This window comes from Streptomyces sp. NPDC056222, assembly GCF_042264065.1.
Classification (GTDB): Bacteria; Actinomycetota; Actinomycetes; order Streptomycetales; family Streptomycetaceae; genus Streptomyces.
The window spans coordinates 1-25,252 of record NZ_JBHJTL010000112.1; the positions used below are offsets into that span (position 1 = coordinate 1).

General features: G+C 70.2%; 25 protein-coding genes and 1 tRNA gene. 12 read left to right on the forward strand and 14 right to left on the reverse strand.

Annotated elements, in window-relative coordinates; all coding sequences use genetic code 11:
• Positions 1–3: 3 nt before the first annotated feature.
• The gene (locus ACFC0D_RS33510) at positions 4–1,560 is read right to left on the reverse strand and encodes a right-handed parallel beta-helix repeat-containing protein (RefSeq protein WP_376444333.1); all 1,557 of its coding nucleotides are present in this window, start codon (positions 1,558–1,560) and stop codon (positions 4–6) included.
• Between the two features lie 162 nt (positions 1,561–1,722).
• Between ACFC0D_RS33510 and ACFC0D_RS33515 the strand changes: the two genes are divergently transcribed.
• From ACFC0D_RS33515 to ACFC0D_RS33535, 5 genes are all read left to right on the forward strand, one after another.
• Positions 1,723–2,331, forward strand: coding sequence for a VOC family protein (locus ACFC0D_RS33515; protein WP_376444335.1), 609 nt, complete (start codon positions 1,723–1,725; stop codon positions 2,329–2,331).
• Positions 2,324–3,127: a MerR family transcriptional regulator gene (locus ACFC0D_RS33520; protein WP_376444338.1), complete on the forward strand. Its 804-nt coding sequence runs from the start codon at positions 2,324–2,326 to the stop codon at positions 3,125–3,127. The genes ACFC0D_RS33515 and ACFC0D_RS33520 overlap by 8 nt, the downstream gene beginning before the upstream one ends.
• 65 nt (positions 3,128–3,192) lie before the next feature.
• Positions 3,193–4,008, forward strand: a complete 816-nt coding sequence (locus ACFC0D_RS33525) for a hypothetical protein (protein WP_376444341.1) — start codon at positions 3,193–3,195, stop codon at positions 4,006–4,008.
• A 46-nt stretch (positions 4,009–4,054) separates the two neighbouring features.
• Positions 4,055–4,315, forward strand: a complete 261-nt coding sequence (locus ACFC0D_RS33530) for a hypothetical protein (RefSeq protein ID WP_376444344.1) — start codon at positions 4,055–4,057, stop codon at positions 4,313–4,315.
• Between the two features lie 101 nt (positions 4,316–4,416).
• Entirely contained in the window at positions 4,417–5,004 is a 588-nt protein-coding gene (locus tag ACFC0D_RS33535; protein ID WP_376444347.1) for an Imm21 family immunity protein, read from the forward strand.
• A gap of 93 nt (positions 5,005–5,097) precedes the next feature.
• Here the strand turns inward: ACFC0D_RS33535 and ACFC0D_RS33540 are convergent, their stop codons facing one another.
• Positions 5,098–5,532, reverse strand: coding sequence for a hypothetical protein (locus tag ACFC0D_RS33540; protein ID WP_376444350.1), 435 nt, complete (start codon positions 5,530–5,532; stop codon positions 5,098–5,100).
• A gap of 170 nt (positions 5,533–5,702) precedes the next feature.
• Positions 5,703–6,296 (reverse strand): hypothetical protein, encoded by a 594-nt coding sequence (locus tag ACFC0D_RS33545; protein WP_376444353.1) that lies wholly within the window; start codon positions 6,294–6,296, stop codon positions 5,703–5,705.
• 207 nt (positions 6,297–6,503) lie between these two features.
• On the opposite strand from ACFC0D_RS33545, the gene ACFC0D_RS33550 reads away from it, so the two are divergent.
• The gene (locus ACFC0D_RS33550; RefSeq protein ID WP_376444355.1) at positions 6,504–8,828 is read left to right on the forward strand and encodes an LAETG motif-containing sortase-dependent surface protein; all 2,325 of its coding nucleotides are present in this window, start codon (positions 6,504–6,506) and stop codon (positions 8,826–8,828) included.
• A 168-nt stretch (positions 8,829–8,996) separates the two neighbouring features.
• On the opposite strand, the gene ACFC0D_RS33555 is transcribed toward ACFC0D_RS33550, so the two are convergent.
• The 6 genes from ACFC0D_RS33555 to ACFC0D_RS33580 all read right to left on the reverse strand — a co-directional run bounded on the left by ACFC0D_RS33555 (position 8,997) and on the right by ACFC0D_RS33580 (position 11,821).
• Positions 8,997–9,072: transfer RNA gene (locus ACFC0D_RS33555), tRNA-Arg, on the reverse strand.
• Between the two features lie 180 nt (positions 9,073–9,252).
• Positions 9,253–9,705, reverse strand: a complete 453-nt coding sequence (locus tag ACFC0D_RS33560) for an iron chaperone (RefSeq protein ID WP_376444359.1) — start codon at positions 9,703–9,705, stop codon at positions 9,253–9,255.
• A gap of 53 nt (positions 9,706–9,758) precedes the next feature.
• Positions 9,759–10,220: a pyridoxamine 5'-phosphate oxidase family protein gene (locus tag ACFC0D_RS33565; protein ID WP_376444361.1), complete on the reverse strand. Its 462-nt coding sequence runs from the start codon at positions 10,218–10,220 to the stop codon at positions 9,759–9,761.
• Positions 10,217–10,852 carry a glyoxalase gene (locus tag ACFC0D_RS33570; protein WP_376444364.1) on the reverse strand — a complete coding sequence of 212 codons (636 nt, stop codon included), beginning with the start codon at positions 10,850–10,852 and terminating at the stop codon, positions 10,217–10,219. Before ACFC0D_RS33570 ends, ACFC0D_RS33565 begins: the two co-directional genes overlap by 4 nt.
• 5 nt (positions 10,853–10,857) lie before the next feature.
• Positions 10,858–11,370 (reverse strand): helix-turn-helix transcriptional regulator, encoded by a 513-nt coding sequence (locus ACFC0D_RS33575; RefSeq protein ID WP_376444367.1) that lies wholly within the window; start codon positions 11,368–11,370, stop codon positions 10,858–10,860.
• A gap of 40 nt (positions 11,371–11,410) precedes the next feature.
• Positions 11,411–11,821 (reverse strand): VOC family protein, encoded by a 411-nt coding sequence (locus ACFC0D_RS33580; RefSeq protein ID WP_376444370.1) that lies wholly within the window; start codon positions 11,819–11,821, stop codon positions 11,411–11,413.
• A gap of 243 nt (positions 11,822–12,064) precedes the next feature.
• Between ACFC0D_RS33580 and ACFC0D_RS33585 the strand changes: the two genes are divergently transcribed.
• Positions 12,065–13,675: a class I adenylate-forming enzyme family protein gene (locus ACFC0D_RS33585; RefSeq protein WP_376444402.1), complete on the forward strand. Its 1,611-nt coding sequence runs from the start codon at positions 12,065–12,067 to the stop codon at positions 13,673–13,675.
• Here the strand turns inward: ACFC0D_RS33585 and ACFC0D_RS33590 are convergent.
• Positions 13,662–14,942: a M6 family metalloprotease domain-containing protein gene (locus tag ACFC0D_RS33590; RefSeq protein ID WP_376444373.1), complete on the reverse strand. Its 1,281-nt coding sequence runs from the start codon at positions 14,940–14,942 to the stop codon at positions 13,662–13,664. The two genes, ACFC0D_RS33585 and ACFC0D_RS33590, sit on opposite strands and share 14 nt — an antisense overlap.
• A gap of 287 nt (positions 14,943–15,229) precedes the next feature.
• Between ACFC0D_RS33590 and ACFC0D_RS33595 the strand changes: the two genes are divergently transcribed.
• Complete coding sequence (locus ACFC0D_RS33595; protein WP_376444376.1) at positions 15,230–15,904, forward strand: TetR/AcrR family transcriptional regulator; 675 nt, start codon at positions 15,230–15,232, stop codon at positions 15,902–15,904.
• A gap of 146 nt (positions 15,905–16,050) precedes the next feature.
• On the forward strand, positions 16,051–17,568 hold the full coding sequence (locus ACFC0D_RS33600; protein ID WP_376444379.1) for an MFS transporter: 1,518 nt from the start codon (positions 16,051–16,053) through the stop codon (positions 17,566–17,568).
• Positions 17,569–17,632: 64 nt separating this feature from the next.
• On the opposite strand, the gene ACFC0D_RS33605 is transcribed toward ACFC0D_RS33600, so the two are convergent.
• Positions 17,633–18,136 (reverse strand): MarR family winged helix-turn-helix transcriptional regulator, encoded by a 504-nt coding sequence (locus ACFC0D_RS33605; RefSeq protein ID WP_376444382.1) that lies wholly within the window; start codon positions 18,134–18,136, stop codon positions 17,633–17,635.
• 170 nt (positions 18,137–18,306) lie between these two features.
• Between ACFC0D_RS33605 and ACFC0D_RS33610 the strand changes: the two genes are divergently transcribed.
• Complete coding sequence (locus ACFC0D_RS33610; protein WP_376444385.1) at positions 18,307–19,101, forward strand: dioxygenase; 795 nt, start codon at positions 18,307–18,309, stop codon at positions 19,099–19,101.
• 209 nt (positions 19,102–19,310) lie between these two features.
• On the opposite strand, the gene ACFC0D_RS33615 is transcribed toward ACFC0D_RS33610, so the two are convergent.
• Both ACFC0D_RS33615 and ACFC0D_RS33620 read right to left on the reverse strand, forming a co-directional pair.
• Positions 19,311–20,318 carry a questin oxidase family protein gene (locus ACFC0D_RS33615; RefSeq protein ID WP_376444389.1) on the reverse strand — a complete coding sequence of 336 codons (1,008 nt, stop codon included), beginning with the start codon at positions 20,316–20,318 and terminating at the stop codon, positions 19,311–19,313.
• 83 nt (positions 20,319–20,401) lie between these two features.
• Entirely contained in the window at positions 20,402–20,941 is a 540-nt protein-coding gene (locus tag ACFC0D_RS33620) for a GNAT family N-acetyltransferase (RefSeq protein ID WP_376444392.1), read from the reverse strand.
• 147 nt (positions 20,942–21,088) lie between these two features.
• Between ACFC0D_RS33620 and ACFC0D_RS33625 the strand changes: the two genes are divergently transcribed.
• Positions 21,089–22,090, forward strand: a complete 1,002-nt coding sequence (locus ACFC0D_RS33625) for an RNA polymerase sigma factor RpoD/SigA (protein ID WP_376444394.1) — start codon at positions 21,089–21,091, stop codon at positions 22,088–22,090.
• 537 nt (positions 22,091–22,627) lie between these two features.
• On the opposite strand, the gene ACFC0D_RS33630 is transcribed toward ACFC0D_RS33625, so the two are convergent.
• Positions 22,628–23,590: a helix-turn-helix transcriptional regulator gene (locus ACFC0D_RS33630; RefSeq protein WP_376444397.1), complete on the reverse strand. Its 963-nt coding sequence runs from the start codon at positions 23,588–23,590 to the stop codon at positions 22,628–22,630.
• Between the two features lie 62 nt (positions 23,591–23,652).
• Between ACFC0D_RS33630 and ACFC0D_RS33635 the strand changes: the two genes are divergently transcribed.
• The gene (locus tag ACFC0D_RS33635; protein WP_376444399.1) at positions 23,653–25,206 is read left to right on the forward strand and encodes an MFS transporter; all 1,554 of its coding nucleotides are present in this window, start codon (positions 23,653–23,655) and stop codon (positions 25,204–25,206) included.
• Positions 25,207–25,252: the final 46 nt, after the last annotated feature.

Consider the following 25,252-nt stretch of genomic DNA (forward strand, 5'->3'; position numbering starts at 1 on the left):
GGGTTACCGCGAACCGGGGCGCTGGTGGGCGCCGATGTCGGTCGTGCCGTGCAGGCGGTTGCCGAAGTAGTCGTGCCCGCCGGCGTTCTCGATCGGCGTGCCCGCACCGAGGGCCGGGGAGCCCGGACGCAGCCGCAGGTCGCGCGGGCTCTCCGGGGTGGCGTCGAGGAACTCCGGGTCGGCGGTGACGGCGTTGGCGTCGCTCGCCGGTACGGCGCCCACGCCCACGTAGAGGTTGTGGTCGTAGGTGTTGAGCGCGTCGACGATGGGGGAGCCGCCCTCGGCGGTGCTGACGAAGATGTTGTTGCGGAAGGTGACCCCTCCCTTGCCGTTGTCGCTCACCATGGCCGTGCCCGTCTCGCCGGTCACGACGGTGTTGTTGTAGACCTGCGTGTTGGTCGTGGCGGCCGGGCAGACCACGGAGATGACGCCGTACGGCGGGCTCCATGTGTTGCGGTCGCCGATGCTCACGTTGTAGCGGAAGACGTTGTCGGCCGACGTCATACCGGTGGCGTTGCAGACGAGCAGGAAGCCGCCCTCGTTGTCGTGGCTGTAGTTGTACTGGTAGACGTTGCGGTTGTTCCCGCCGTCGAAGTCGAAGGCCTGCGAGTCGAGCGTCCCGTGGCCGCCGGTGACCTCGTTGTACTGGTACACCGCGTCGTCGAAGTTCCACGCCCAGATGCCGACGTTGTAGCCGGCGGAGCGCATGTTGAACCCGTCGACGTAGTTGTGCTCGACGAGCGCGTGGTGGCCGTGCTGGAGCACGATGCCGTCGCCGCCGACGTCGATCACCTTGTTGTTGCGGATCGTGAGGTCGGTGTTGGGCGCCCAGCCCGGTGCGCCGCTGTGGGGGTGTTCGGGACGCCTGCCCCAGCTGGACGCGGTGGAGATACCGGTCCGGTCCACGTGCTGAACGGTCGAGTCGGTCACCGTGATCCCGTCGAAGCGGGTCGGGGTCGCCGTGCCACGCACGACGAAGAGGATCCCGCCCGACGGATCCGGGTCCTTGTGGTCGGAGCCGTTGACGTCGTGCACGTCCACGTCGTCGACGACGTAGTGCTCGCCCGTGCCGAAGTCCGTGAGACGGAACAGGATGCCTGCGCGGCGCTCCGTCGGCCCCGGTGCGGCGCCCTTGTTGGAGACGTCGAGGTTGCGCAGCTCCCACTGCTCGACGTTCTCCAGCAGGACGGCGGCACGGGCGCCGCCGCCCCGGATACGGGGCTTCGCGCCCTTCCCGTACGCGTCGACCTTGACCGGTGCGCCTTCGGCTCCTGACCCGGTCGGGGCGAACACACCGTCGCAGGTGCTGCCGCGCCGGAACAGGATCCGGTCACCGGCTCCGTACGTGACGGCACTCGCCTTCTCCAGCGAGTCCCAGGCGGAGCCCGGTGACGTTCCGGAGGCGCTGTCGGAGCCTGAGCCGCAGTCGATGAAGTACGTCGTGCCGGCGTGGCGCCCGCCGGCGCCGGCCTGCGTACTCGCCACGGCGGGCAGGGCGCCCGCCGTGGCCGAGAGCACCACGGCGAGAAGTGCTCTCGTGCCCCAACTGGTCATCCGCATGGAGCGTTCCCCTCTGTCGGTACGTGGCGGTTCGGTGGGGGGAGGCTTCCAGGGCTCGCGCGGTCCGGGCCATGCACAGAACAACCGGGACCTTGTGTTTCTGTCGCCGCCTCACGGGGCGGACTTGACCCTCACGTTGCGTGAGGCCGAAGGGTGGTGTGCATGAGCGACTACTACAACGCGTTCGAGACGAGTCCCGTGCCCGCTCCCGGCCCGGATGCCGTGCCGCCGGAGCCGTTCCGCGGCATCTACGGAATGCCCGCCTTCGTGACGATCCCGACGACCGACGTGGCGGCGTCGGTGGACTTCTGGACTCGTGGGCTCGGGTTCTTCGAGCTCTTCAGCATCCCCGGCACGCTGGTGCATCTGCGCCGGTGGGCGTTCCAGGACGTACTCCTCGTCCAGGCGGACAGCGTTCCGGAGGGGGCACCGGCGATGAGCGTCAGCTTCGCGTGCGTGCTCAGCCAGGTCGATTCCCTTGTCGAGGCCTGCCGTGCACTGCGCCCGAACGCGGTCGACGGTCCACGGGACACCCCCTGGAACACCCGCGACGTGGAGGTGATCACACCCGAGAACGCACGGGTCGTCCTCACCGCGGCGAAGCTCTTCGAGCCGGACAGTCAGGAGGCACGGAACCTCGAAGCCATCGGGATCACACCGCCGGGCGTCGCCCGCGGCGACAGCGGCGACAGCGGCGACAGCGGTGGCAACGGCGGCAGCGGTGGCAACGGCGGCACCGGCGGCACCGGCGACAATGGGGACCATGCCTGATGTCACCGACGCCGACGGTCTGACCGTCGGTCAGGTCTCCAGTCGGCTGGGCGTGACGGTCCGCGCGCTGCACCACTGGGACGAGATCGGTCTGGCGCGACCGTCGCTGCGCACGACCGCCGGATACCGGCTCTACACCGCCGGTGATCTGGAACGCCTGAACCGCATCGTCGTCTACCGCGCGCTCGATCTCGGCCTGGACAGGATTCGGAACATCCTGGACGACTCGGCCGCAGACGCGGCAGGCGCATTGCGGGCGCAGCGCACCCAGGTTGCCGAACGGATCGACCGCCTCCAGCGGCTCGGCGACGGACTGGACCGGATGATCGACGCCCACGAGCGCGGCCTGCTGCTGACCGTCGAGCAGCAGGCCGCGATCTTCGGCCCCGAGTGGGACCCGGACTGGCCCGCCCAAGCCCGTCGGCGTTACGGAGACACGACGCAATGGCAGCAGTACGCCGAACGCTCGGCCTCTCGCGGTCCGGAGGAATGGCAGGCCGTCGCCGACGCCCAGGCCGACCTCGACCGCGCGCTCGGGGAGGCGATGGACGCGGGCGTCACACCGGGTAGCCCGGAAGCGAACCGACTCGCCGAGCGGCACCGCGAAGTCTTCGCCTCGTACTTTCCCCTCACCAGACAGATGCAGGTCTGCCTCGGCCGCAGGTACGAGACCGATCCGGGATTCGCCGCCCACTACGACGGCATCCGCGCGGGCCTGGCCACGTGGTTCCGCCAGATCGTCGACGCCGCCGCGCGCGCCCACGGGATCGACCCGGACAGCGCGACCTGGCAGTAGAGCGCGGGATGTCTGGGGGCGGCCCGGGGCGAACCCGGGACCTGACCGACGGCCAGGCTCCGCCGATGGCCAAGAGTGACCTGCCTGCGCCGGCCGCGCGCACGCTTGCCAAGTCCGTCGGAGGTGGTCAGGGAGAGGTCAGTCCCTCATGCCATCATCCTCACGTGCTGAAGATCCCTGGATACGAAGACCGCCCTCTGGTTCAGGGCTCTGCCTACCTGGACGACCCGCTCTTCTGGCCCGTTCACCTCGGTTCCTGCCTGCGAGGTGAGGACGCGCAGCGAGCCGCGTTCGGTGCCGACTGGGACGCGGCCACGGACTTGGTTCACGTACTGTCCGCCGAGCGCGAGTGGCCGGTGTTCAGCGTGCCACTGCTGTCCGGGCACACGATCCACGTGGTCTACCGCAACATCGTGGGAGAGCACGGGGTGGACTATCTGATGCATCACCCGGCGTGGCCGGCAGTGGAGACCGTTGCCGTGGACGACGGTCACTTCATGGGGCCTGGCATGGCCTGGCCGGAACTGCTTTCCGTTGCCCGGCAGTCGGTGACAGAGGACGTTGACGACGCCCACGCCCGTCTCCTGCTGCTCTTCCCCACACTCGGCGACGCGCTGCTTCCCGACGACGCGGTCACTGCCCTCACGGCCGCGCTCGCCGCCCTCACCGCGATCGAGGAGCCCGCCGAGGTGGCGAGGATGCTCCTTGAGAACCAGGGCCAATGGACACCTGCCCACTGGAGGCAGGCGGACGGCGTCATGATCAACGACGGAGGGTACTCGTACCGAAACCCGAGCAACGCCTTCGCTCTGCCTCAAGGGCGCCTTCGGGAGATCAGTGACGCCCTGAACGGCAGGGAAGCGACGGCTCACCAGCTCTGATCCGTATCGGCCGGGTGAGCGCCGGGCCATACTTCGTCCTGTGCGCATGGACGGACGCTCTCGACTGGCCCTGCGGTGCGGAATCTGGATCGGCGCCGTGCTCACCGCCCCCTTGCTGCTCGTAGCCGGCGGTCCGGCGTACGAACGCTTCATGCGCCACCTGTGCCGCGAAGAGGGCCCGGGGCTCCTGTCCAAGGAGGAGGGCTGGGTGCATCCGGGCTACTTCGTGGTGACCAACGGCCTGGTCCTGGCTCTGACCTGGCCGACCCGCCGCGGCCGGATGCTGAGAACGGGCTCTACGCGCTGAAGCCCGTCCTGCTGGTGCTGGACTGCTTCACCCCGCCCTGAACGCGGCCGGCAGGCGCCTGCCAAGGGGCGTTGTCGGTGCCTGTGGGCACACTGGCGGCCATGAGCCACTCCTCGTCCATCGCAGCCCCTACGCCCCACCGTCCGCTCGTCTGGGTGGAGTCGATGGGCGGCCCTCTGATCGTCGTCCCCGCCTCGGCGCTGGAGGCATGGCACGGATGCACGGGGAACGGGATGGTCGCGGGGGACGAGACCGATGTGGACGACTACGACAGGGCCTGCGCGGTGGACGATCTCGCCGGCGTGATCGCCGTGATTGAGAGCGGGGCGCAGGCCGTGGTGTTGGGCGACGAGCCGGCAACCACGTGCTACCTGCCCGAGCATCGCGTCTTCCTGCGCCGGCTTGCCGCTGACTCCGAAGCCGGGCTCAGGGCCGCGGCCGAAGCGGTTCTCGCGGATCCTGCCACGCAGTGGGAGGAATGCGGGGTGTGGGTCACGGACGGTCCCGCAGTGCTCATGGATTCTGCCGAGGCAGGGGCTGACCTGACCGTGGAGTATCCGGATGGGGGACTGCCTGCACAGGCGCCGGTTCCCCTGGCCGCCGGACGCTGGAGGGTTCGCGCAGTCCACGCCAAGGCGGACGAGGAGAACCGGGTCGGCCTGGTCCAACTCCTGCCAGCAGGAGGCTGATCGGGAAGGACTTGTGCGGAGGGTGCCTTGTCCGGCGGTCAGGGTCGTCCGAGGAGCACTCGATCCTGGCATTCGCCGTGAGTGACCGCCGGCTCAAGATTCGGGGTGCGTGCCTGCTGCGCTGCGGGTCTCGGAACGACGGGCAGCGGCGGGGTTTCTGCTGTCGCACTCAGGGAGACGGGCCGTCACGGCCTTGAGGAGGCGGTCTTCCTCGGCCGCAAGCAGAACCTCGAGCAGCCGCCCATCCACGTTGCACACCAGCATGGAGAGCTCGGCAACGACGGTGACCCGGGTGTCCGGAGTTCCGAGCTGCAGCTTCGAGACGGCGCCGTCTGCGGTGGAAACGAAGACACCCTCGGGCTTCACCGTCAGGTGAGCACGGCGTCGACCTCCGCCGGAGTTGCGGAATCGTGCGGCACACCGGATACGGACGGTTTCCCCGCGGTTCAGCGCGGCGACCCTCCGGGACATGCGCACGCTGCGCCATCGCTTCTGTATCCGGTGGAGGAGGGGCTGGGCGACGATCACGAGAAGCACCAGGACCGAGACGGTCTCCCACATGAACGGCTCCCGTGTCGGCCCAGCATTTCCGTGATCAAGAAGGACCTGAGGATCCTCCACAGATCCTGCACCTCAGAACGATCCTATGGTCCGGGCCCCTCGGCCTGCGCGGCCCCAGCCAGTGCCTTGCGCAGCGGCTAGCTGTTGGGGTGGTAGCGGCAGGACGAATCGTCGCAGGAGGTGGGTACCTCCCACCGGCTGCCGATGCGGTGCAGTAGGCCCTGATCCGCAGGCCGGGACGGGAGGTTGCACAGGATTTCGGTGGGGGAGTAGATCGGGCGCGCGTCGTCCTCGATGTGCTCGGGGTCGGTGTAGTGGAATTCCTCCCGGCGTTCCCATGGCGGGGTGACGTGCGGCCGGTGGTCGAGGGGGTTGTCGTCGGCGAAGGAGGGGTGAAACCGCCACTGGGTGCCGAAGGCGCGGTTGTGGACCTCGCCGAGGTACCAGGCCGCAACCGCGACCAGGGGCGTGTCCATCACCTTCCGGGCCTGAGAGGGGCTGTCGAACGCGTCCCGGATGAGCGCTTCGAGCCGGGGGAGAGAATCCACGGTGAAGTCCCACGGCCCCCGGTCGGCGCGTTCCTTCGCCCAGGAGGGGAATCCGGTGCGCTGCTGTTCCAGCCACTTCTCCAGCACCGGGTTGTGGGCGCTGACGTGGTCTCGGGTCTTCTCTTCGCGCAGGTACTCGGCGTACTCGTCCTCGTCCATGTCGCGCGGGTCGGTCCACTCCATGCCCCGAGACTAGGCGAACCATGTGTGTGCGGTGTAAAGATCCCGCATAGCACGTGAGTTGTCGGTGTGCCGTAAGTAATTCCAGGGCGGGCAGGGGGAGTTGAGGTCCTAGGGTGGGATGCTCCCGCACAGGCGCCGACTGACCACGGGGGCCCGTGGCGCCACGCGAGGAAATCCGACTGACCTGGGGGCCCCCAGGGGGTTTTCGTGACCCAACACATACGTTCCCGACGCCGTTGGTGGGCGCGGGCAGCGATCGCGCTGGCCTGCGCCGGCGCCGTCTCGCTGACCGGGCTGCCCGGCTGGGACCAGGCCGAGGCGAAGGCGAAGCCGCCGCTGAAGCAGGGCAAGCGGTGCGACGAGGAGTACAAGGACTTCTACGACTTCTCCGACGTCGTGGAAGGCGGCCTCCCGGCCGACGGGTACGTCCGGCCGGACGCGGAACGCGACTCGTACGACTACGTCAACGGGCAGAAGCAATGGGACGGCCTGGCCGCGCCGACCGCTGATGAGCTCAACGAGATCAGCGACAACCCGGACGACTACAAGAAGGGTGACAAGCGGCGGGTCTGGGCCTACTACAAGAAGGCGCAGAAGACGGCCCAGTGGAAGGGGGTGCCGTTCGAGACGTACCGGGACGACTTCTACATCCCCAAGGGCGGCAACGACCCCCGCGGCAAGGCGTACATGGCCAAGCTCGTCTACGACTTCGGCCTGGTGGGTCCGGACTGGATCTGCGAGAAGGAGTTCGAGGTCATCGACCCGGACACCAAGGAACGCTACGTACGGCGTGCGGACGCCTACAACCAGCGCACCGGGGAGATCGTCGAGGGCAAGTCGAACGACAAGCCCGACCCGACGCAGCGCCCCAAGGACAAGGCGCTGCTGAGGGACCCGAACCACCAGGACAAGAAGATCACCTACGCGTACGGGCGCGAGACGAAGGGCGGCGCGAAGAACCACGACGCCGACCTGAGGAAGATCGCCCCGGACCGGGTCAAGAAGATCTCGTACAAGGCGGACGCGGTCGAGAAGGCCCCGAGCGGTACGTCGAACAGCCCGACGCGGCGTGTCGATCCGTACATGAACGCCAAGCCCGGCACCAGCACCGGTTCCCGGGGCGGCGGCAACGACATGATCCAGAAGTCGCCGGAGAACCCGAAGCAGCTCGCCGACCGGCTTCAGCGCATCGGCCGTATCCCTGGCATCTCCCAGATGCCCTCCCCGGGCGGCATCGACTTCTCCACCCTGGAACTCCAGTACGTCGGCGCGCCCGTGAAGGGCAAGGGCCTGGACTACTCCTTCGGCGCGAAGGAGGACCCCGACAACGACACCGTCGGCTGGGGCGGCAGGGCGAACGCGCAGATGGCCTCGGACGCGTTCTTCACGTGGCTGGCGCTGACGCCGGACAAGTTCTGGGTGAACCTCAACCCGGACACCCCCGGCACGATCATGGACGACAAGTTCGCGGCCACGGACGCCGGCCGGGTGCTGCTGGAGGCCGACCTCCGGCTCAAGCACGACTTCTTCAAGGCGATGGACCCCAAGACGGCCCTGGGCAAGAACACCTGGGACAGCCTGTCCAAGGTCAACGGCTGGCCGTGCCTGACGTCGACGCGGAACTGGATCGAGCCGAAGACGGCGAAGGTCCGCGAGCAGGACGGCGGGATCTACATCCTCGACGCGCCGCTCAAGCTCCAGTCGGAGTACGCCGACGTCAACACCCCCGGCCCCGGCGAGGGCAAGCCCTGCCAGGACTCGCTGACCAAGGCCGAGATCGAGCACAACGAGCGGGTGTTCCGCTCCACGATCGTGCCCGAGGTCGAGAAGTGGATCAACGAGGCGCCGCAGTATGCCGACCTGCGCCGGGTCTACAAGTCCCGGGTGGCGGCCGAGTTCGTCCGTCAGCAGGACGCCAAGCAGCCGACGGACTACCGCACCATCATCAACAGCAACAACGTGGAGCAGTGGCCGATCCGCGCCCCGCACCAGGACTGGAAGAAGACCGACGTCTTCGAAAAGTACGTCAAGGTCTTCAAGGAGGGTGAGTTCAAGTACGAGCTCACCAAGGGTCAAGAGGTCTGGGTCATCAGCGTCGGCGGCGTGGACCTGTCCAAGCAGCCCAAGCGGAACGTCTCCCAGGCCGAGTTCCGTCTCCAGAACCGCCACCTGCCCCGCCAGACCAAGACCTCGGTGAAGGCCCTCACCGACGACACCGAGCGGGAGCGGCTGCTCCTCCTCGGGGGCAACAGCGCCGGGCAGAAGGACGACGACGGAGGCACCACCCCCAACCCCACCCCGACCCCGACGGACAAGCCGACCGATCAGCCGTCGACCCCGGCCCCCACCACCCCGGGCCCCGGTGACGGCACGACGGCCCCGCCGGCGAACAAGCCGGACCCGGACGGCGACCTCGCCGACACCGGCTCCAACACCCCCATCGGCCTGATCGCCGGCATCGCGGCGGCGATCGTCGCCCTCGGCGGTGGCCTGATGTGGTGGATGCGCCGACGCAAGACCCTCGACGGGTAGCTGAACAGGCAGTACACGCCTCTTACGGAAGGGCCCCAACCCACACGCCTCGGCGGGGTTGGGGCCCTTCTGCGAGATCGTCTGCGTTTCGGAGCCGGATCAGTCCCGGTTGCCGTCGGACGGTGCAGCCAAACGGCCCGGAGCGTGATCGCTCCGGGCCGTTTCGCCTGGTGCCCCCGGCAGGATTCGAACCTGCGACACCCGCTTTAGGAGAGCGGTGCTCTATCCCCTGAGCTACGAAGGCATTCCTGGTCGGTCGGTCCTCGGGCGCCGCCGGGTGGGGTCCTCGTGGACCTTTCCCGGGCGGGCGACCTGGTAGCCCACTGACCGCTGACAGCCTAGCGGATCGGGCTGTGCGGGTGCGCCCCGCATGAGGGATCATGTCCGGGCGCCCGCGTCGATGGGTGGGTGACCTGCGGAAAGGTCAGCTTGCCGCTCTCTTGAAGAGCTCGCCGATGCGTGCCTCGTCGGCTGCCGTCAGCTTCGTCAGGGCGAAGGCCGTCGGCCACATCGAGCCCTCGTCGAGGTTCGCCGGGTCGTTGAAGCCGAGCGTGGCGTATCTCGCCTTGAACTTCGCCGCGCTCTGGAAGAAGAAGACGACCTTGCCGGCCTTGGCATACGCAGGCATCCCGTACCAGAGCTTCGGCGTGAGGTCCGGCGCGCTCTCCTTGGCGATCGCGTGGATGCGCTCGGCGAGGGCGCGGTCCTCGTCCGGCATCTCGGCGATCTTCGCGAGCACCTCGGTCTCCGGGTCCGCCTTGGCCGCGCGCGGGCGGCGCGTCGAGGACTTCAGCTCCTTGGCGCGCTCCTTCATCGCGTCGCGCTCCTCGGCCGTGAAACCGTCGTACTTCTCGTCGGACTTCTGCGTGTCGCTCATGGCAGTTCCTCTTCCGTTGGTCGGTGTCCGTGTGGAGCGGGAGAGCGGTGGTGTCAGGCGAGCCAGTGGCCGTCGCGCATCAGGTCGCGGCCTCGCAGCTCGTTCGCCTCCCGCCACGCCTGGATGCGCCGTGGGCGGATCCGGAAGTACTGGTAGGGCTGGTCGAGTTCGCGCGGGTCGAAGCCGGTCCTGGCGGCGAACGCGTCGCCCGTCCCCGGGGCGAGCTCGGCGATGTCCACCGGCTCGGCGGTGCCGTCGACGAGGACCACGTCGCGCGTCGGTCCGAGCCCGAGGCGTACCTGGCCGTCCGCCAGCAGGTTGCGGCCGGTGATCGAGGCCCGTGGCGTAGATATGAGGAACGCCGTTCCGTCCCAGAGGTACGAGAGGGGGATCAGATGGACTCCCGGGGAGTCCGAGGAGCCCGGCGTCGCGACCCAGAGGTCGACGTCGTTCTCCAGCCTGTCGCGCGTGTCCTTCAGGCGCTCCTCGAGCCCGCGCGGCGGTGCGTCCGTCATGCTTCCTCCCAGGCGAAGCCGTCAGGGTCGGTGAACGCGCTGCCCGTGGTGCCCAGCGCGATCCGGTGCGATCCGGTGCCGTCGACGGGGACGCCGACGTCCTTGGCGAGTGCGCGGCGGCCGTACAGCGCCAGCTTGACCGGGCTCGAGTCCGCGGTGGCGAACTCGACGTACTTGCGGCCGAAGCTCTTCGTCACCCTGAGGCCCTGGTCGACGTAGAACTGCTTGCTCTCGGCCACGTCCGCGGCTCCGATCAGCAGCACCATCTCGTCGATCTTCCGGGTCGCCGGGCCGGTGTCCTTCTTCGCCGACGTGGCGATCTTCCAGATCGCTCCGTCCGGGGCCTGGACGACGCCGCCGTAGCCCCAGAACGACTTCGACGCGGGCTTCAGCACCGTGGCGCCGGCCTCGACGGCGGCGTCGACGAAGCCGCGGACGTCGGCCGGCTGGGACACAGTGAGCGACAGCGAGAAGCCGCGGAAGCCGGTCGTCGGCTCTTCCGAGGCCCGCAGGCGGACCCGGCTGCCCAGACCGAAGGCGGAGTAGAAGCGTTCGGCGGCCGCTACGTCGGTCACCTCGAGGGTGAGGGATTCGATGGAGGCGGTGGGGGTGGTGGAGGTCGTTGAGTTCATGGCATTCACGCTAGTTCCGGCTCCCTCGGCAGTGCTTCTCGATTCCTGACCGGTCCGGTGCCGGGCGGTGCCTTTTCGACGACTCCGGTTCCGGCTGGTGCCTTTTCGACCGGTCCGGCTCCGAGCGGTGCCGTTCCGGCCGGTCCCGTCACCGCGCGGCGCCGGTACTCGTCGGGTTCCATGCCGACCAGCTCGGTGAAGTGCGCGCTGAACGTGGCCGGCGACGAGCAGCCGACCGCGGAGCCGACCTCGGCCACGCCGAGGTCGCCGCGCCGCAGCAGCACCGTCGCGCGCTCGATGCGACGCGTCATCAGATAGGCGTAGGGCGAACCGCCGTAGGCGAGCCGGAACTGCCGGCTGAGGTGCCCGGCCGGCATGTTCGCGTCCCGGGCGAGGCTCTCGACGTCCAGCGGGCGGGCGTACTCCCGGTCGATCCGGTCGCGGACGCGGCGCAGGTGCGTGAAATCGCTCAGTCGCTGCGCGGCGGTGCGGGCGCGCGACCATGCGGGGTGACACATGGGTGAGCTCCTTTCGTCCAAGCGGGCGGTGGCGAGGTGCTCAGCGAAGCTCTTGGATGCGGATCAGGTTCCCGGCGGGGTCGCGGAAGGCGCAGTCGCGGATGCCGTACGGCTGCTCCGTCGGCTCCTGGACCACCTCGGCGTCGGCGGCCTGGACCTTCGCGAAGGTGCCGTCGAGGTCGGGGGTGGCCAGCAGGATCCAGCCGTAGGTGCCCTTGGCCATCATCTCGAGGATGGTGCGGCGCTCGTCCTCGGTGATCCCGGGGTCGGCGGCCGGCGGCGCAAGGAGGATGGACGTGCCGGGCTGGCCGACGGGGCCGACCGTGATCCAGCGCATCTTGCCCTGGCCGACGTCGCTGCGGACCTCGAAGCCGAGGGCGTCGCGGTAGAAGGCCAGAGAGGCGTCCGGGTCGTCGTGCGGAAGGGCGGTGGTGTTGATCGTGATGTCCATGGTCGTCACGCTAACTCGGCCTGGATGAGCGGCGCTTCTCCAATACTGATCCGTTCGGGCGGCAGTCGGTCGTCCCGTGCGAGGCGGTGCCCGGGCCTTGATCCGCGCCGTGATCCGGGCACTGATCCAGGCCGTGATCCATGCCCTTCTGACCTGCGGCGACGGGTGGTACGTTCCGGGACAGGGCAGGACGGGACGGAGCGTGTCGTGGAGAGGGTGGACGTGCGCGGAGCAGAGACGGCCATGGGCATCGGTGCCCGGTTGGCCGCGCCCGGCGGGCCCTTCGCGGTCGAGGACGGGGTGTACGTCGGCGGCCCCCGCACCCTGCGGGAGTTCGTGGAGGCCACCTGGGCCTACGGCGACCAGGTCTTCCTGGTGTCCGAGGACGGGGAGCTGACCTACCGGGAGTTCTTCGACGCCGCCTGCGGGCTCGCCCGGCGCTTCGGCGAGGTGTACGGGCTGCGGCAGGGGGACCGGGCCGCCGTCGCGATGCGGAACCATCCCGAGTGGCAGATCGCCTTCTGGGCGGCCCAGCTCGCCGGCCTCGTCGCCGTGCCCCTGAACGCCTGGTGGACCGAGGAGGAGCTCGCGTACGCCCTCGACGACTGCACGCCCCGGATCCTTCTCGTCGACGGCGAGCGGGTCGAGAGGGTCCGGCGGTGGGCGGGCGAGCACGACGTGCCCGGCATCGTCTTCCACGGGGAGGCGCGGGAAGGCTTCCAGGAGTACGTACGAGACACCGATCCGCTACTCGGGCCGCCGCCCGTCGACGTGCTGCCCGAGCACGACGCCACCATCATCTACACCTCCGGGACCACCGGCCGGCCCAAGGGCGCCGTCGCCACCCACCTCGCGCAGGCCGGGGCCGCGATGAACCCGCGGTACTACGCCGCCGCCTCCGCCCTCGGCCGCGGCACGGTCCCCGGGCAGGGGCCGACGCCCGTCTCGCTCACCACGTTTCCGTTCTTCCACGTGGCGGCGTTCACGTCGTTCTACTCGGTCATGGCCGCCGGCGGGACGCTCGTCCTGATGCGGAAGTGGGACGCGGACGAGGCACTGGAGCTGATCCGGCGCCACCGGGTCACGCACTACGCCGGTGTGCCGACGACCGCCCTGCAGCTGCTCGACCGGGCGGAGGAGACGGGCGATCCGCTGGAGAGCCTCGTCATGCTCAACACCGGGGGCGCCGCCGCCCCGCCCGAGATCGTGGCCCGCCTCACCGCCCGGTACGGGGAGCGCATCGAGCCCCGCAACGGCTACGGGCTCACCGAGACCTGCGGGGGCGTGTTCGCGAACTTCGGGGCCGAGTACCGCGCGGATCCGCGGAGCGTCGGCCGGCCCACGCCCGCCACCGAGATCCGGATCGACCGGCCGGACGCCGACGGGGTCGGGGAGCTGTGGCTGCGGGGGCAGTCCGTCGTCCGCGGGTACTGGGGGGACGAGGAGGCGACGAAGAACGCCTTCGGCGGCGACGGATGGTTCCGTACGGGGGATCTCGCCCGGCTCCACGACGGGCGGATCACCCTCGTCGACCGGCTCAAGGACATGGTGATCCGCGGCGGCGAGAACGTGTACTGCGTGGAGGTCGAGAACGTCCTCCTGGACCACCCCGCCGTCCTCGACGCCGCCGTCCTCGGCGTGCCGCACCCCACCCTGGGGGAAGAGGTCGCCGCGGTCGTACGACTCAAGGAGCCGTCGAGCGTCACGGTCGAAGGGCTGCGGGCGCACGTCGGCGCGCGCCTCTCCGCCTTCAAGGTGCCGGCCCATGTCGTCGTACGGGACAGCGAGCTGCCGCGGAACGCCACCGGGAAGATCCTCAAGCGGGAGCTCAGGGAAGAGCTCACGGGCGCGTGACGCGGACCCGGTAGTGGCCCTTGGCGTTCTCGTGCGTCACCGCGATCCGGATGCCGTTCGTACGGTCCGTGAAGGTCTCGCCAGGGCGGTACGGGGCGTCCGACAGCTCCGCGTGGACGTTCGGGCGGCGCGTGCAGCCGCCGCTGTCCTTGTCGCTGTCCGCCACGGTCACCGGGCCGTGCCCGGTGTCGACGTCCGACTCGACCCGGTAGATCAGGACGCCCGGCTCGCACACGGCCTCGTCGTTGCCGTCGCGGGTGCGGACCTCGATCGCGTAGCCCGATGTGTCGGAGAGCGGTACGAAGGCGAGCTTGTCGCCGCCCGAGGCCGCCAGCGGGGTCAGCGTGTACTCGTGCGTCCCGGGCGTGGACGCGCAGCTGACCTGCTCGTTGTCGAGCCAGCCCAGCTTCCACTTGTGCCAGCCGAGGAGGTCGTTGTTGGCCCCCCAGTCCTCGGACATGATGTCCCAGTGCCCGACCGTGCCGCCGCCGTCCGCGGTGTAGAGGTCGGGCAGGCCGAAGACATGGCCGTTCTCGTGCGGCAGGACGCGGTAGCCGGTCGTGGAGTACGAGCCGGAGCCGTCGTCCTGGCGGCTGTAGACGAAGGACGTGTTGGAGAGCGGGACGCCGTCCGCGTACGGGGCGTCGTCGTTCCCCGAGAAGGTGACGGACAGGACGGTGTCCAGGGCCGAGGGGCCGGCGTTCGGGGTGACCAGGATGTTGACCAGGTCGTACGCGGCGAAGTCCACCTTCGGGTCGGCGGCCTTCACGATGTCCTCGACGAAGCCGCGGTAGCCCGGTTCGTACGGTGAGCCGCGCTCTATCCCGTAGGAGGAGAACGGCCTCGGCATTCGCAGCCAGTCGGTTATCGGGGCCTCGGGGTGGTAGTGCAGGCGCCCGTACGAGCTGGTGCGGAACCACTCGGAGGTTTTCGGGAAGAACTCGCGGTAGCGGCCGAGCGCCGTGCCGTCCCCGGGCGCGTCGGGGAAGTCGATCATCAGGTTGAGGGCCCTGACCTTGCCCGTGGAGCGGGCGTAGCCCGGGGCTGTCGGCAGGCCCTCCGACATCTGCACACCCATCGTCGTCGCGATCCGGCACGGCCCGAGCCTGGACTCCCGTGAGTCCTTGGGTGCGGTGGCCACCGGGCCCGCCGAGGCCGGTGCGGGGCCGGGGAGGGTCGTGCTGGCCGAGGCCAGGGCGGCGAGCGCGAGGGCTGCAGCCACGGCGAGGGAGACGGTTCTGCGTATCCCCCGGCGGGTCTGGTGCATCCGGTCGCCTCTCTGGTCAGCCTCAGGTCAGCGTCAGCCGGCTGCCGGGTCGGCCGGTCGGGCCCACCGGACAGCGCCGCTGCTCGATCAGCCTGTGTCGAGAGGTGCGCGGGCGCGCGCGGGGTTGGCCCGATCGTGGGTATTCGACGAAACACTTCGAATGTGACTCAGGTCACATCCTGGGTGGGAAATAACCGGGGACTCACTCCCCGTTTGCACCTGTGTTCCAGGAAGTGGGGACTCAGTCCCCGGATCATGAGACCGGATCATCAGAAGGAGGATGTGGCGTGAGCGCCCAGGCCGGCACCGAGCCCACCCGTCGCGTCGTCCGCCCGCGGGCGGACGCTCTGCGCAACCGCGAGCGGATCGTGACGGCGGCCCGCGAGATGTTCGTCGAGTTCGGCCCTCAGGTGCCGCTCGACGAGATCGCGCGGCGCGCCGGGGTCGGCAACGCCACGCTCTACCGCAACTTTCCCGAGCGCAACGACCTCATCCACGAGGTCGTCGTCTTCGTCACGTCCCGCACCACGGACCTGGCGGAGGAGGCGGCCGCGGCCGTGGACGCGGGGGAGGCCGACGCCTTCGACGCGCTGCGCCGCTTCACCCATGGCGCCGCCGACGAACGCATCGGCGCCCTGTGCCCGATGCTCGACGGCACCTTCGAGATGGACCAGCCCGAACTGGTCGCCGAACGCACACGGCTGGAGGAGGCCGTGCGCGGTCTCGTCGACCGGGCGCACCGGTCGGGCAAGCTCCGCCCCGACGTCGACGTCGGGGACCTGCTGGTGGCCGTCTCCCAACTGACCCGCCCGCTTCCGGGCACCGCCTGTCTGAACATGGACCGCTTCGTCCATCGCCATCTGCAGCTGTTCCTGGACGGTCTCGAAGCGCCCGCGCGCTCCGTGCTGCCCGGCTCGGCCGCCACTCTGGAGGACCTTCGGGGCGATTCCCACGAGTCGTGACCCCGAGCTGACCGTCCCGTGCCGCACCCCGTGACGCATCCCGAAACTCACAGGCCGAAACGCGCTCCGCAACGCGCATTCGAGCCCTAGTACGCCCTGTACTTACGTCCAGTTTTTCCTTTACGCACCAAGAGGTGGCCAGACCCATGTCCGAAACGGATCCGAGGCGCTGGAAAGCGCTGATCTTCATCGCCCTCGCCCAGCTGATGGTCGTGCTCGACGCGACGATCGTGAACATCGCGCTGCCCTCCGCCCAGCAGGACCTGGGGATCTCGGACGGCAACCGGCAGTGGGTCATCACGGCCTACGCGCTGGCCTTCGGTGGTCTGCTGCTCTTCGGTGGCCGCATCGCGGACCTCTGGGGCCGTAAGCGCACCTTCGTCGTCGGTCTGATCGGCTTCGCCGCCGCCTCCGCCCTCGGCGGGGCCGCGACCGGCGAGGCGATGATGCTCGGCGCCCGCGCGCTCCAGGGCGCGTTCGGCGCGCTGCTCGCGCCCGCCGCGCTCTCCCTGCTCGCGGTGATGTTCACCGATGCCAAGGAGCGCGCCAAGGCGTTCGGCATCTACGGTGCGATCGCCGGTGGCGGTGGCGCCGTGGGCCTGATCCTCGGTGGCTTCCTCACCGAGTACCTGGACTGGCGCTGGACCTTCTTCGTCAACATCCCGTTCGCGATCGTCGCGGCCGCGGGCGCGTACTTCGTCATCCGTGAGCCGGCCGGCGGGCGCAACCGTTCGCCGCTCGACATCCCCGGTGTGGTCCTGTCCACCCTCGGCCTGGTCGCGCTGGTCTACGGCTTCACCCGTGCCGAGTCCGAGGGCTGGTCGGACGCCACGACGATCGGCATGTTCGTCGCCTCCGCCGTGCTCCTCGCCGCCTTCGTCCTGACCGAGGCGAAGGTCAAGTCGCCGCTGCTGCCGCTGCGCGTCCTGACCGAGCGCAACCGCGGCGGTGTGTACCTGTCGCTGGGCCTGGCCATCATCGCGATGTTCGGCCTGTTCCTCTTCCTGACGTACTACCTCCAGGTCGTGAAGGGGTACTCGCCGGTCAAGACCGGCTTCGCCTTCCTCCCGATGATCGCGGGCATGATCGTGGGCTCGACCCAGATCGGTACGCGGCTGATGATGCGGGTTCCCCCGCGCTGGCTGATGGGCCCCGGCTTCCTGACCGCGGGCGTCGGCATGCTGCTGCTCACGCAGCTGGAGATCGGCACCTCGTACGCCGGTCTGATCCTGCCCGCGCAGCTGCTGCTCGGCCTCGGCATGGGTACGGCGTTCATGCCGGCGATGTCGCTCGCCACGCACGGCGTCGACCCGCGGGACGCCGGTGTGGCCTCCGCGATGGTCAACACCTCGCAGCAGGTCGGCGGCGCCATCGGTACGGCTCTGCTGAACACGATCGCCGCCTCGGCCACCACCGCGTACATCGCCGACCACGCGGCCGGCGCGACCACGCAGGGCGCCCAGAAGCTGCTCCAGCTCCAGGGCATGGTCGAGGGCTACGCGGCGGCCATCTGGTGGGCCGTCGGCATCCTGGTCGTCGCGGCCGCGATCGCCGTCACCCTCATCAACACCGGGAAGCCGGGGTCCGGCGCGGTGGCCGCGTCCGGGTCCGGCGAGGGCGAGGGTGTCGAGGACGAGGTGAAGATCCCCGTCATCGCGCACTGACGCACCGACCCACCCGGTCGCCCGCCGCACCGACCCACCCGGTCGCCTCCTGCCCTGGTTCCGCTCAGCGGAGCCAGGGCAGGTCCGCGTTCGGGTCCGTCGGCTGCAGGCCCTCCGCCATCACCTTCATGATCTCGCCGAGCTGCTCCACCTGGAGCGGGGTGAGCCGGTCGAACATCGCCTGCCGTACGGCGGCGACATGGCCGGGGGCCGTCCGCTCCAGCACCTCGTACCCCTCGTCCGTGAGATACGCGAACTGTCCCCGCTTGTCGGACGGGCAGTCCTCGCGGAGCACCCAGCCGTTCTTCTCCAGGCGGGCGACGGCGTGCGAGAGCCGGGAACGGGTGATCTTGGCGCCCTTGGCGAGCTCGGTCATCCGCAGCCGCCGGCGGGGTGCCTGGGAGAGCTGGACGAGCAGACCGTAGTAGATGTGCGGCATCCCGGCGTCGCGCTGCAACTGGCGGTCGAGATGGTCCTCGAGGAGGGTGGTGGCGTGCAGGTATGCGCGCCAGACGTGCTGCTCCTCGTCGCTGAGCCAGCGGGGCGCGTCGTTGGGTGCCATGGTCATGTATCTATCCTACGGCTCATTCTTGAAAGTTGAACTAGATCGGGTCTAGGCTCGTCATGTCAGGTGAGCTTGAACTTTCAATGACTGCTTGGACCGGTCCGGAGCGACGTCGACGTCGCCCCGGGCGACACCGGCCCGGACGTCATCGACCCGGAACGGAGGCGGTCGTCATGGACGCCGACACCACGCTGGAACGGATGCCCGCCCTCTACCTCTCGCACGGCGCCCCGCCGCTCGCCGACGACCCGGTCTGGCCCGGCCAGCTCGCCGCCTGGTCGGCCGGGCTGCCCCGGCCGAAGGCGATCCTGATGGTCTCCGCCCACTGGGAGGAGGCCCCGCTCGCCCTCGGTGCGACCGAGACCGTCCCCCTCGTCCACGACTTCTGGGGCTTCCCCGAGCACTACTACCGGGTGCGGTACGCGGCACCGGGCGCGCCCGAGCTCGCGGCATCGGTCCGCAAGCTGCTGCACGGACCGGGCACTCCCGTGCAGGACATCCCCGACCGGGGCCTCGACCACGGCGCCTATGTGCCGCTCGTGGAGATGTTCCCGGACGCCGACGTCCCCGTCCTCCAGATCTCCCTGCCCACCCTCGACCCGCGGAAGCTGATGGACATCGGCCGCCGGCTCGCGCCGCTGCGCGACGAGGGCGTACTGATCGTCGGCAGCGGTTTCTTCACCCACAACCTGGCCGCACTGCGGCACCCCGGGCCCGGGGTGCCGGGCTGGTCGGCGGAGTTCGACGACTGGGGGCGCCACGCCCTGGAGGCCGAGGACGTCGACGCGCTCCTCGACTTCGAGCACAAGTCCCCGGCCGGCCGGCTCGCCCACCCGCGCACGGAGCACTTCGCACCGCTGTTCGTCACGCTGGGCGCGGCGGACGCGGCGGGGGACCTGGGCGGCGGCCGGAGCGTGATCGACGGGTTCTGGATGGGCCTCGCGAAGCGCTCGCTGCAGTTCGGCTGAGACGGCCGGTCGGGGTTCGCGGTTCGGCTGAGACGGCCGGTCGGGGTTCGCGGTTCGGCTGAGACGGCCGGTCGGGGCGCACGGTTCGGCTGAGACCGCTGGTCGGGGATCTTGGTTCGGCCGAGCTCCGCGGTCGGGCCTCGCGGTTCGGCTGAGCTCGTCGGCCGCGGCTCGCGCGGTTCGGCCGAGCTCCGCGGTCGGGCCTTCGCTCAGAACACCGGCGGGTTGAGCTCGACCGCGCGGACCCCGGCGGTCAGGGCGAGCGGATCGCCGATGTCGAGGGCGGTGTCGGCGAACTTGATCGTGTGGTCGTCGCCGTGCGCCGCCGCCCGCTCGAAGACCTCCTCGGCGGTGAGCGTGACGGGCGTGTACGGGGCGGGCTCGGGCGGTGTGTAGGCGGCGGTCACCGCGGCGGAGGCCGCCCAGGCCGCCGACAGGCTCGGCGCCCACAGCTCGCGCGGCAGCGCGGGGAGGGTGCGCAGGACTGCGTTGGGGGCGGTCGCGGCGTGCACCAGCATGATCGGTTCGCCGTGGCCGTGGGAGGCGTAGCGGTGGGTCGCGGCCGTGACCAGCTCGGCGAGGAGGGTGTGCGCGGTCTCCGGGTCCGGGGCGGCGCCCCACCGGGGGAACGCGGTCAGCTGGGAGAGTCGGTCGCGTATCCCGCCGTCCTGGCGGGGGACGGGCGGTACGGCGTCGAGTGCCGCTGCCGCGCTCGGCGTGGGGGCGAGGTCGGTCAGCGGGGGCAGCGGCTGGTGGCGGGCGGCCCAGTAGCCGAGGGCGTGCGCCAGTTCCGCCCTGCGCGGCGCCGTCTCCGGGGTCGTCAGGAGGGTGCGTACGGCGTGACCGGTACGGATCACGGGGTGGGTCGCGCCGCCCGCGATGCCGGGGAGGAGGCGCGGCCACCACTCGGCGAGGACCTCCCGCCAGGGTCGCTCCTCGGTCTCGCGCTCGAAGAACCGTGCCCAGTCGGTGATCCTGGCCGGGTCGCCGAGCGCCTCGCGCCAGTTCGCGGCGGTGACGGGGGAGCGGAGGGGCGGCATGTCCTCCAGCTTGTGGCGGTAGTGGTCGAGCCAGCGGTGCACGGTCGGGGCGTGGCCGTGGCGCACGAGCGCCTCGACGGCCATCGGGGCGTGGTTGGAGAGCCAGCCGTGGCGCTCCGGGCCGGTGGTGTGGAGGCGTTCGAGGGCTTCGTCGAGGGTGCCGGTGGTGTCGTCCATGGGGCGACGGTAGGTGCGGCGACGGGTGATCCGTAACGGCCGCTGGACCTAGTCCGGACCTAGTCCCCGGTCTGCCGCGGGACCTACTCCTCGGGGTGAAGGGCCTTCTCGTACCAGGCCACGTCCCAGTACCGGTCGAACTTCCGGCCGACCTCTCCGTACGTGCCGATGTGGTGGAAGCCGAAGCGGGTGTGGAGGCGGATCGAGGGCTCGTTGGGGAGCGCGATGCCGGCGTAGGCGCGGTGGACGTCCTCGCCGGAGAGCGCCTCGAAGAGCCGCTCGTAGAGGAGTGTGCCGATGCCCCGGCCGGCGGCGTCGGGGGAGAGGTACACGCTGACCTCCACGGAGGTGGCGTACGCGGCCTTGGGGCGGAAGGGGCTGCTGGTCGCATATCCGAGAATTCGGCTTTTCTCCGCTTTTCGGACATCGCGAGCAACCAGAAGGCGATGCGGGCCGTCTTCACGGTAGGAGCGGAGCCAAGGGAGTCGCCCCTCCGGTGTGAAGGGCTGGGTGTCGAAGGTGATCGCGGTCTCGCGGACGTAGTGGTTGTACAGCTCCGTCAGCGCCTCCAGGTCGCCCTCCGTGCCCGCCCTGACCTGCGTATCCGCGTTTTCAGACAGCATCTATCCCCCTCGGTGGCGGCACAGGGTACTGCATGATCGCGAAAATCGATGCGCCGGGTGGGAATTCTGTCCTGATTCCAGTCGTTGTTTCCGTCGGATGCAGGGCACCCGAGAGGGTGTCGCGACCTACTCAGCAAGGGAGCACGCATGGCAACCCGTGCCGTCGCCCGTCGTTCGTCCGCCAAGAGCGGGAGCAGCACGCGGGCCAGCGGAGTTCGCGCCGTGGGCGGGGAGATCGCCGACCGCGACCTGGTCGGCATGTACCTCGACGAAATCGCGCGCACGCCCCTGCTCGACGCCGCCAAGGAGGTCGAGCTCTCCCAGACGATCGAGGCGGGTGTGTACGCCCGGCAGATCCTCGACGGAGAAGCAGAAAGCGAGGCGGGCGGCGCGTCCCGCGAGGAGCTTGAAGCGCTCTACGAGGCGGGCGAGCGCGCCAAGGACCTCTTCATCAAGTCGAACCTGCGGCTGGTCGTCGCGGTCGCGCGACGCTATCCGCGCAGCGGTCTGCCGCTGCTCGACCTGATCCAGGAGGGGAACGCGGGCCTGGTGCGCGCGGTCGAGAAGTTCGACTACGCGAAGGGCTTCAAGTTCTCGACGTACGCCACGTGGTGGATCCGCCAGGCCATCACGCGGTCCATAGCCGACCAGTCGCGCACGATCCGGCTCCCCGTCCACCTGGTGGAGGAGCTGGGGCGGATCCGGCGCGTACAGCGCGAGTTCAACCGGGAGCACGGCCGCGAACCGGAGCCGGCGGAGATCGCGGCCGAGCTGGACAGCAAGCCGGAGCGGGTCGTCGACGTCCTCGACTGGGCGCGGGACCCGGTCTCGCTGAACATGTCGGTGGACGACGAGGGCGAGACGCAGTTCGGCGACCTGCTGGAGGACACCTCGGCGGTGTCGCCCGAGCAGTCGGTACTGACGCTGCTGCGCAGTGAGGAGCTCGACGACCTGATCGACAAGCTCGACCACCGCACGGCGTCGATCATCCGGATGCGGTACGGAATCGAGGACGGCCGGGAGCGGACGCTGACGGAGGTCGGCAAGGAGCACGGCCTGACGCGGGAGCGGATCCGCCAGATCGAGAAGCACGCGCTGCTGGAACTGAAGAAGATGGCCCGCGACACGGGCTTCGACGCGGTGGCCTAGAGCGGCCGGCGGACCGGGGGAGGCGCGGTCGGGGTCCCCCGGGCCGGGTTTGTGCGGGGCCGCCGCGGGCGGTGGGTCGTGGCGTGGCTCTGCGGCGCCCGCGGCGGCGCGGCGCTTTGGGCGCGTGGCGGGTCGTCGCGCGGCGGCGCGCGCGAGGCTTGGGCGCCCACCGCGGTGCGTGGCTTGGGCGGTGGCGTGAGGCGGCGGGTCGTCGTGCGGCGGCGCGGAGCGTTGGCGTGAGGCGTGAGGCGTGGGCGTGACGGGTCGTCGCGCGGTGCCGCGGCGCGGAGCGTTGGCGCGGCGCGAGGCTTGGGCGTGACGGGTTGTCGCGCGGTGGCGCGGGCTTGGGCGCCTGTGGCGGCGCGAAGCTTTGGGCTCTGGGCGCGGCAGGTCGTCGCGAGGCCTGGGCGCGACCGGGCGGCCATGGGCCGCCGCTGCGCGGCCCATGGCGGCGCCCCCGCCATGGGCCTGCGCGCCCCGGGGCGCCGAGGGTGCCGACGCTGCGCCCCGCCGCACCCGGCCCCCGGTGCCGTCGTGTCAGGCCGTGGTCGACGCCGACAGGCGCGTCGCCAGCTCCGTCACGTAAGTGATCAGAGGGGCTGGGGCGTGGATCGTGAACGGGACATCGACCAGGCCCAGGCGGAGGGCCAGCCATTCGATCGATTCGGCCGTGGAAGTGCGCAGGCGGCAGCTGTTCGGGCCCGTCGCCGTCAGGGTCAAGTGGGCGGGCAGGCGGGCCGTCACGAATTGCGCCGAGGCGTGGAAGGTGACGTCCAGGTCGACTTCGGGCCGCTGCCCGCGGTTGATCGAGCGCGCTATGTAGGCGGCGGCGCCGCCCTCCGGCAGCTCCCGCGCGGGGAACCGCGCCCCCGTCGCGAACGGGTCCGACACTCGGTCCACCCGGAACGTGCGCCAGTCCTCGCGCTCCAGGTCGTACGCCACCAGATACCAGCGGTGGCCCGTCGACACGAGCCGGTACGGCTCCACCAGCCGCCGTGATTCCGTGCCGTCCCCCGCCCGGTAGCCGAAGCGCAGCCGCTCCTGCCCCGTCACCGCGCCCGCCAGAGCCGTCAGCGTCGACGGCGCCACCGTCGCCCCGTCCCCGCGCGTCAGCGGGATCGTCGCGTTCTGCAGCGTGGAGACACGGTGACGCAGCCGCGACGGCAGCACCTGCTCCAGCTTCGCCAGCGCACGTACCGACGCCTCCTCCACGCCCTCGATCGCGTGCCCCGCACCCGCCCGCAGCCCCACCGCGATCGCGACCGCCTCCTCGTCGTCGAGGAGCAGCGGCGGCATCGCCGCGCCGGCGACCAGGCGGTACCCGCCCACCGCGCCCTTCGTCGCCTCGACCGGATAGCCGAGCTCGCGCAGCCGGTCGATGTCCCGCCGGATCGTGCGGGCGGAGACCGAGAGCCGGTCGGCCAGCTCGCTGCCCGGCCACTCACGCGGAGTCTGGAGCAGCGACAGCAGATTCAGAAGTCGTGCCGGGGTGTCCGTCATGCCTTCCAGGATGCCGTTCATCTAGGACATCAGCTGACCTAGATGACCTCTATCTTCATCGTATGAGTTCACACGACGCCGTTCCGGAAGCGGCCACGGAAGCGAAGGCCGCCACGGAAGCGGTCGCCGACCGCCGGCGCTGGATAGCCCTCGCCATCGTCATGACCGCGGCCTTCATGGACCTGGTCGACGCCACAATCGTCAACATCGCGATCCCGAGCATCAGGCGCGACCTCGGCGCCTCGTTCGGCGCCATCCAGTGGATCACCGCCGGTTACGCCCTCGCCTTCGCCGCCGGTCTGATCACGGGCGGACGTCTGGGTGACATCTTCGGCCGCAAGCGGCTGTTCCTCCTCGGCACCGCCGGCTTCACGGTCGCCTCCGCGCTGTGCGGCTTCGCCGCGAACCCGGAGATGCTGGTCGCCTCCCGCCTTCTCCAGGGTGCCGCGGCGGCGATGATGGTTCCGCAGGTCCTGTCGATCATCCACGTCACCTTCCCCGCCCACGAGCGCGGCAAGGTCTTCGGAATGTTCGGCGCCATCATCGGCCTCGGCGCGGTCTCCGGCCCGCTGCTCGGCGCCCTGCTCACGCAGTGGAACATCGCCGGCCTGGAGTGGCGGCCGATCTTCCTGATCAACCTCCCGGTCGGCATCGCCGGTCTGCTGCTCGGCCGGAAGTTCATCACCGAGTCGAAGGCGCCCAAGGCGCTCCGCCTCGACATCGTCGGCGTCCTGCTGGTCACGCTGGCGCTGCTGATGCTGATCTACCCGCTGACGCGCGGCCGCGAGCTGGACTGGCCGCTCTGGGGCCACCTGTGCATGGCCGGCAGCCTCGCCGTCTTCGCCGTCCTCATCGCGTACGAGAAGTACAAGACGAAGAAGGACGGCTCCCCGCTGCTCGAGCTGTCGCTGTTCAAGGTGAAGAGCTTCGCGGCCGGCATCGCGGTGCAGCTGACCTTCGGTGTCGTGACGGGCATCTTCTTCCTGGTCTGGACGCTGTACATGCAGAGCGGGCTCGGCTGGACCCCGCTCAAGGCGGGTCTGACGGGCGTGCCGTTCTCGATCGCCGTCTCGACGGCGGCCGGTCTGTCGGTGCAGAAGCTGGTGCCGCGCTTCGGCCGCAAGGTGCTCCAGGCGGGCGCGCTGACGATGGCCGCCGGTGTGCTGCTCTACATGGTCGTGGCCGGCCGGTACGGCACCTCCATCGACCCCTGGCAGATGATCCCGCCGCTGGTGGTCATGGGTCTGGGCATGGGCCTGATCGTGGCCCCGCTGACGGACGCGGTCCTCTCGGACGTGCCGCGCGAGCACGCGGGCTCGGCGTCGGGCCTCATCAACACGACCGGACAGATGGGCATGGCGCTCGGGCTCGGACTCGTGTCGGTCGTCTTCTTCGGCGTGATCGACGAGGAGCGTCTCGCGAAGGCTCCGGCCGAGGTGGGCGCGGCCTTCACGGACGCCTTCCAGAACGCACTCGGGTGGACGGTGGCCGTGCTCGCCGGAATCTTCCTGGTGATGTTCGCGCTGCCGGCGAAGCCGAAGCAGCATGTGGAGGGCGCGGAGGCGGACGCGGACGACTCCGAGGGAGTCGAGAAGGAGCCGGTGCTCACGCACTGACCTCGCGCCGTGCGCGACGAAGGCCCGGACCGGGGCATCCCGGTCC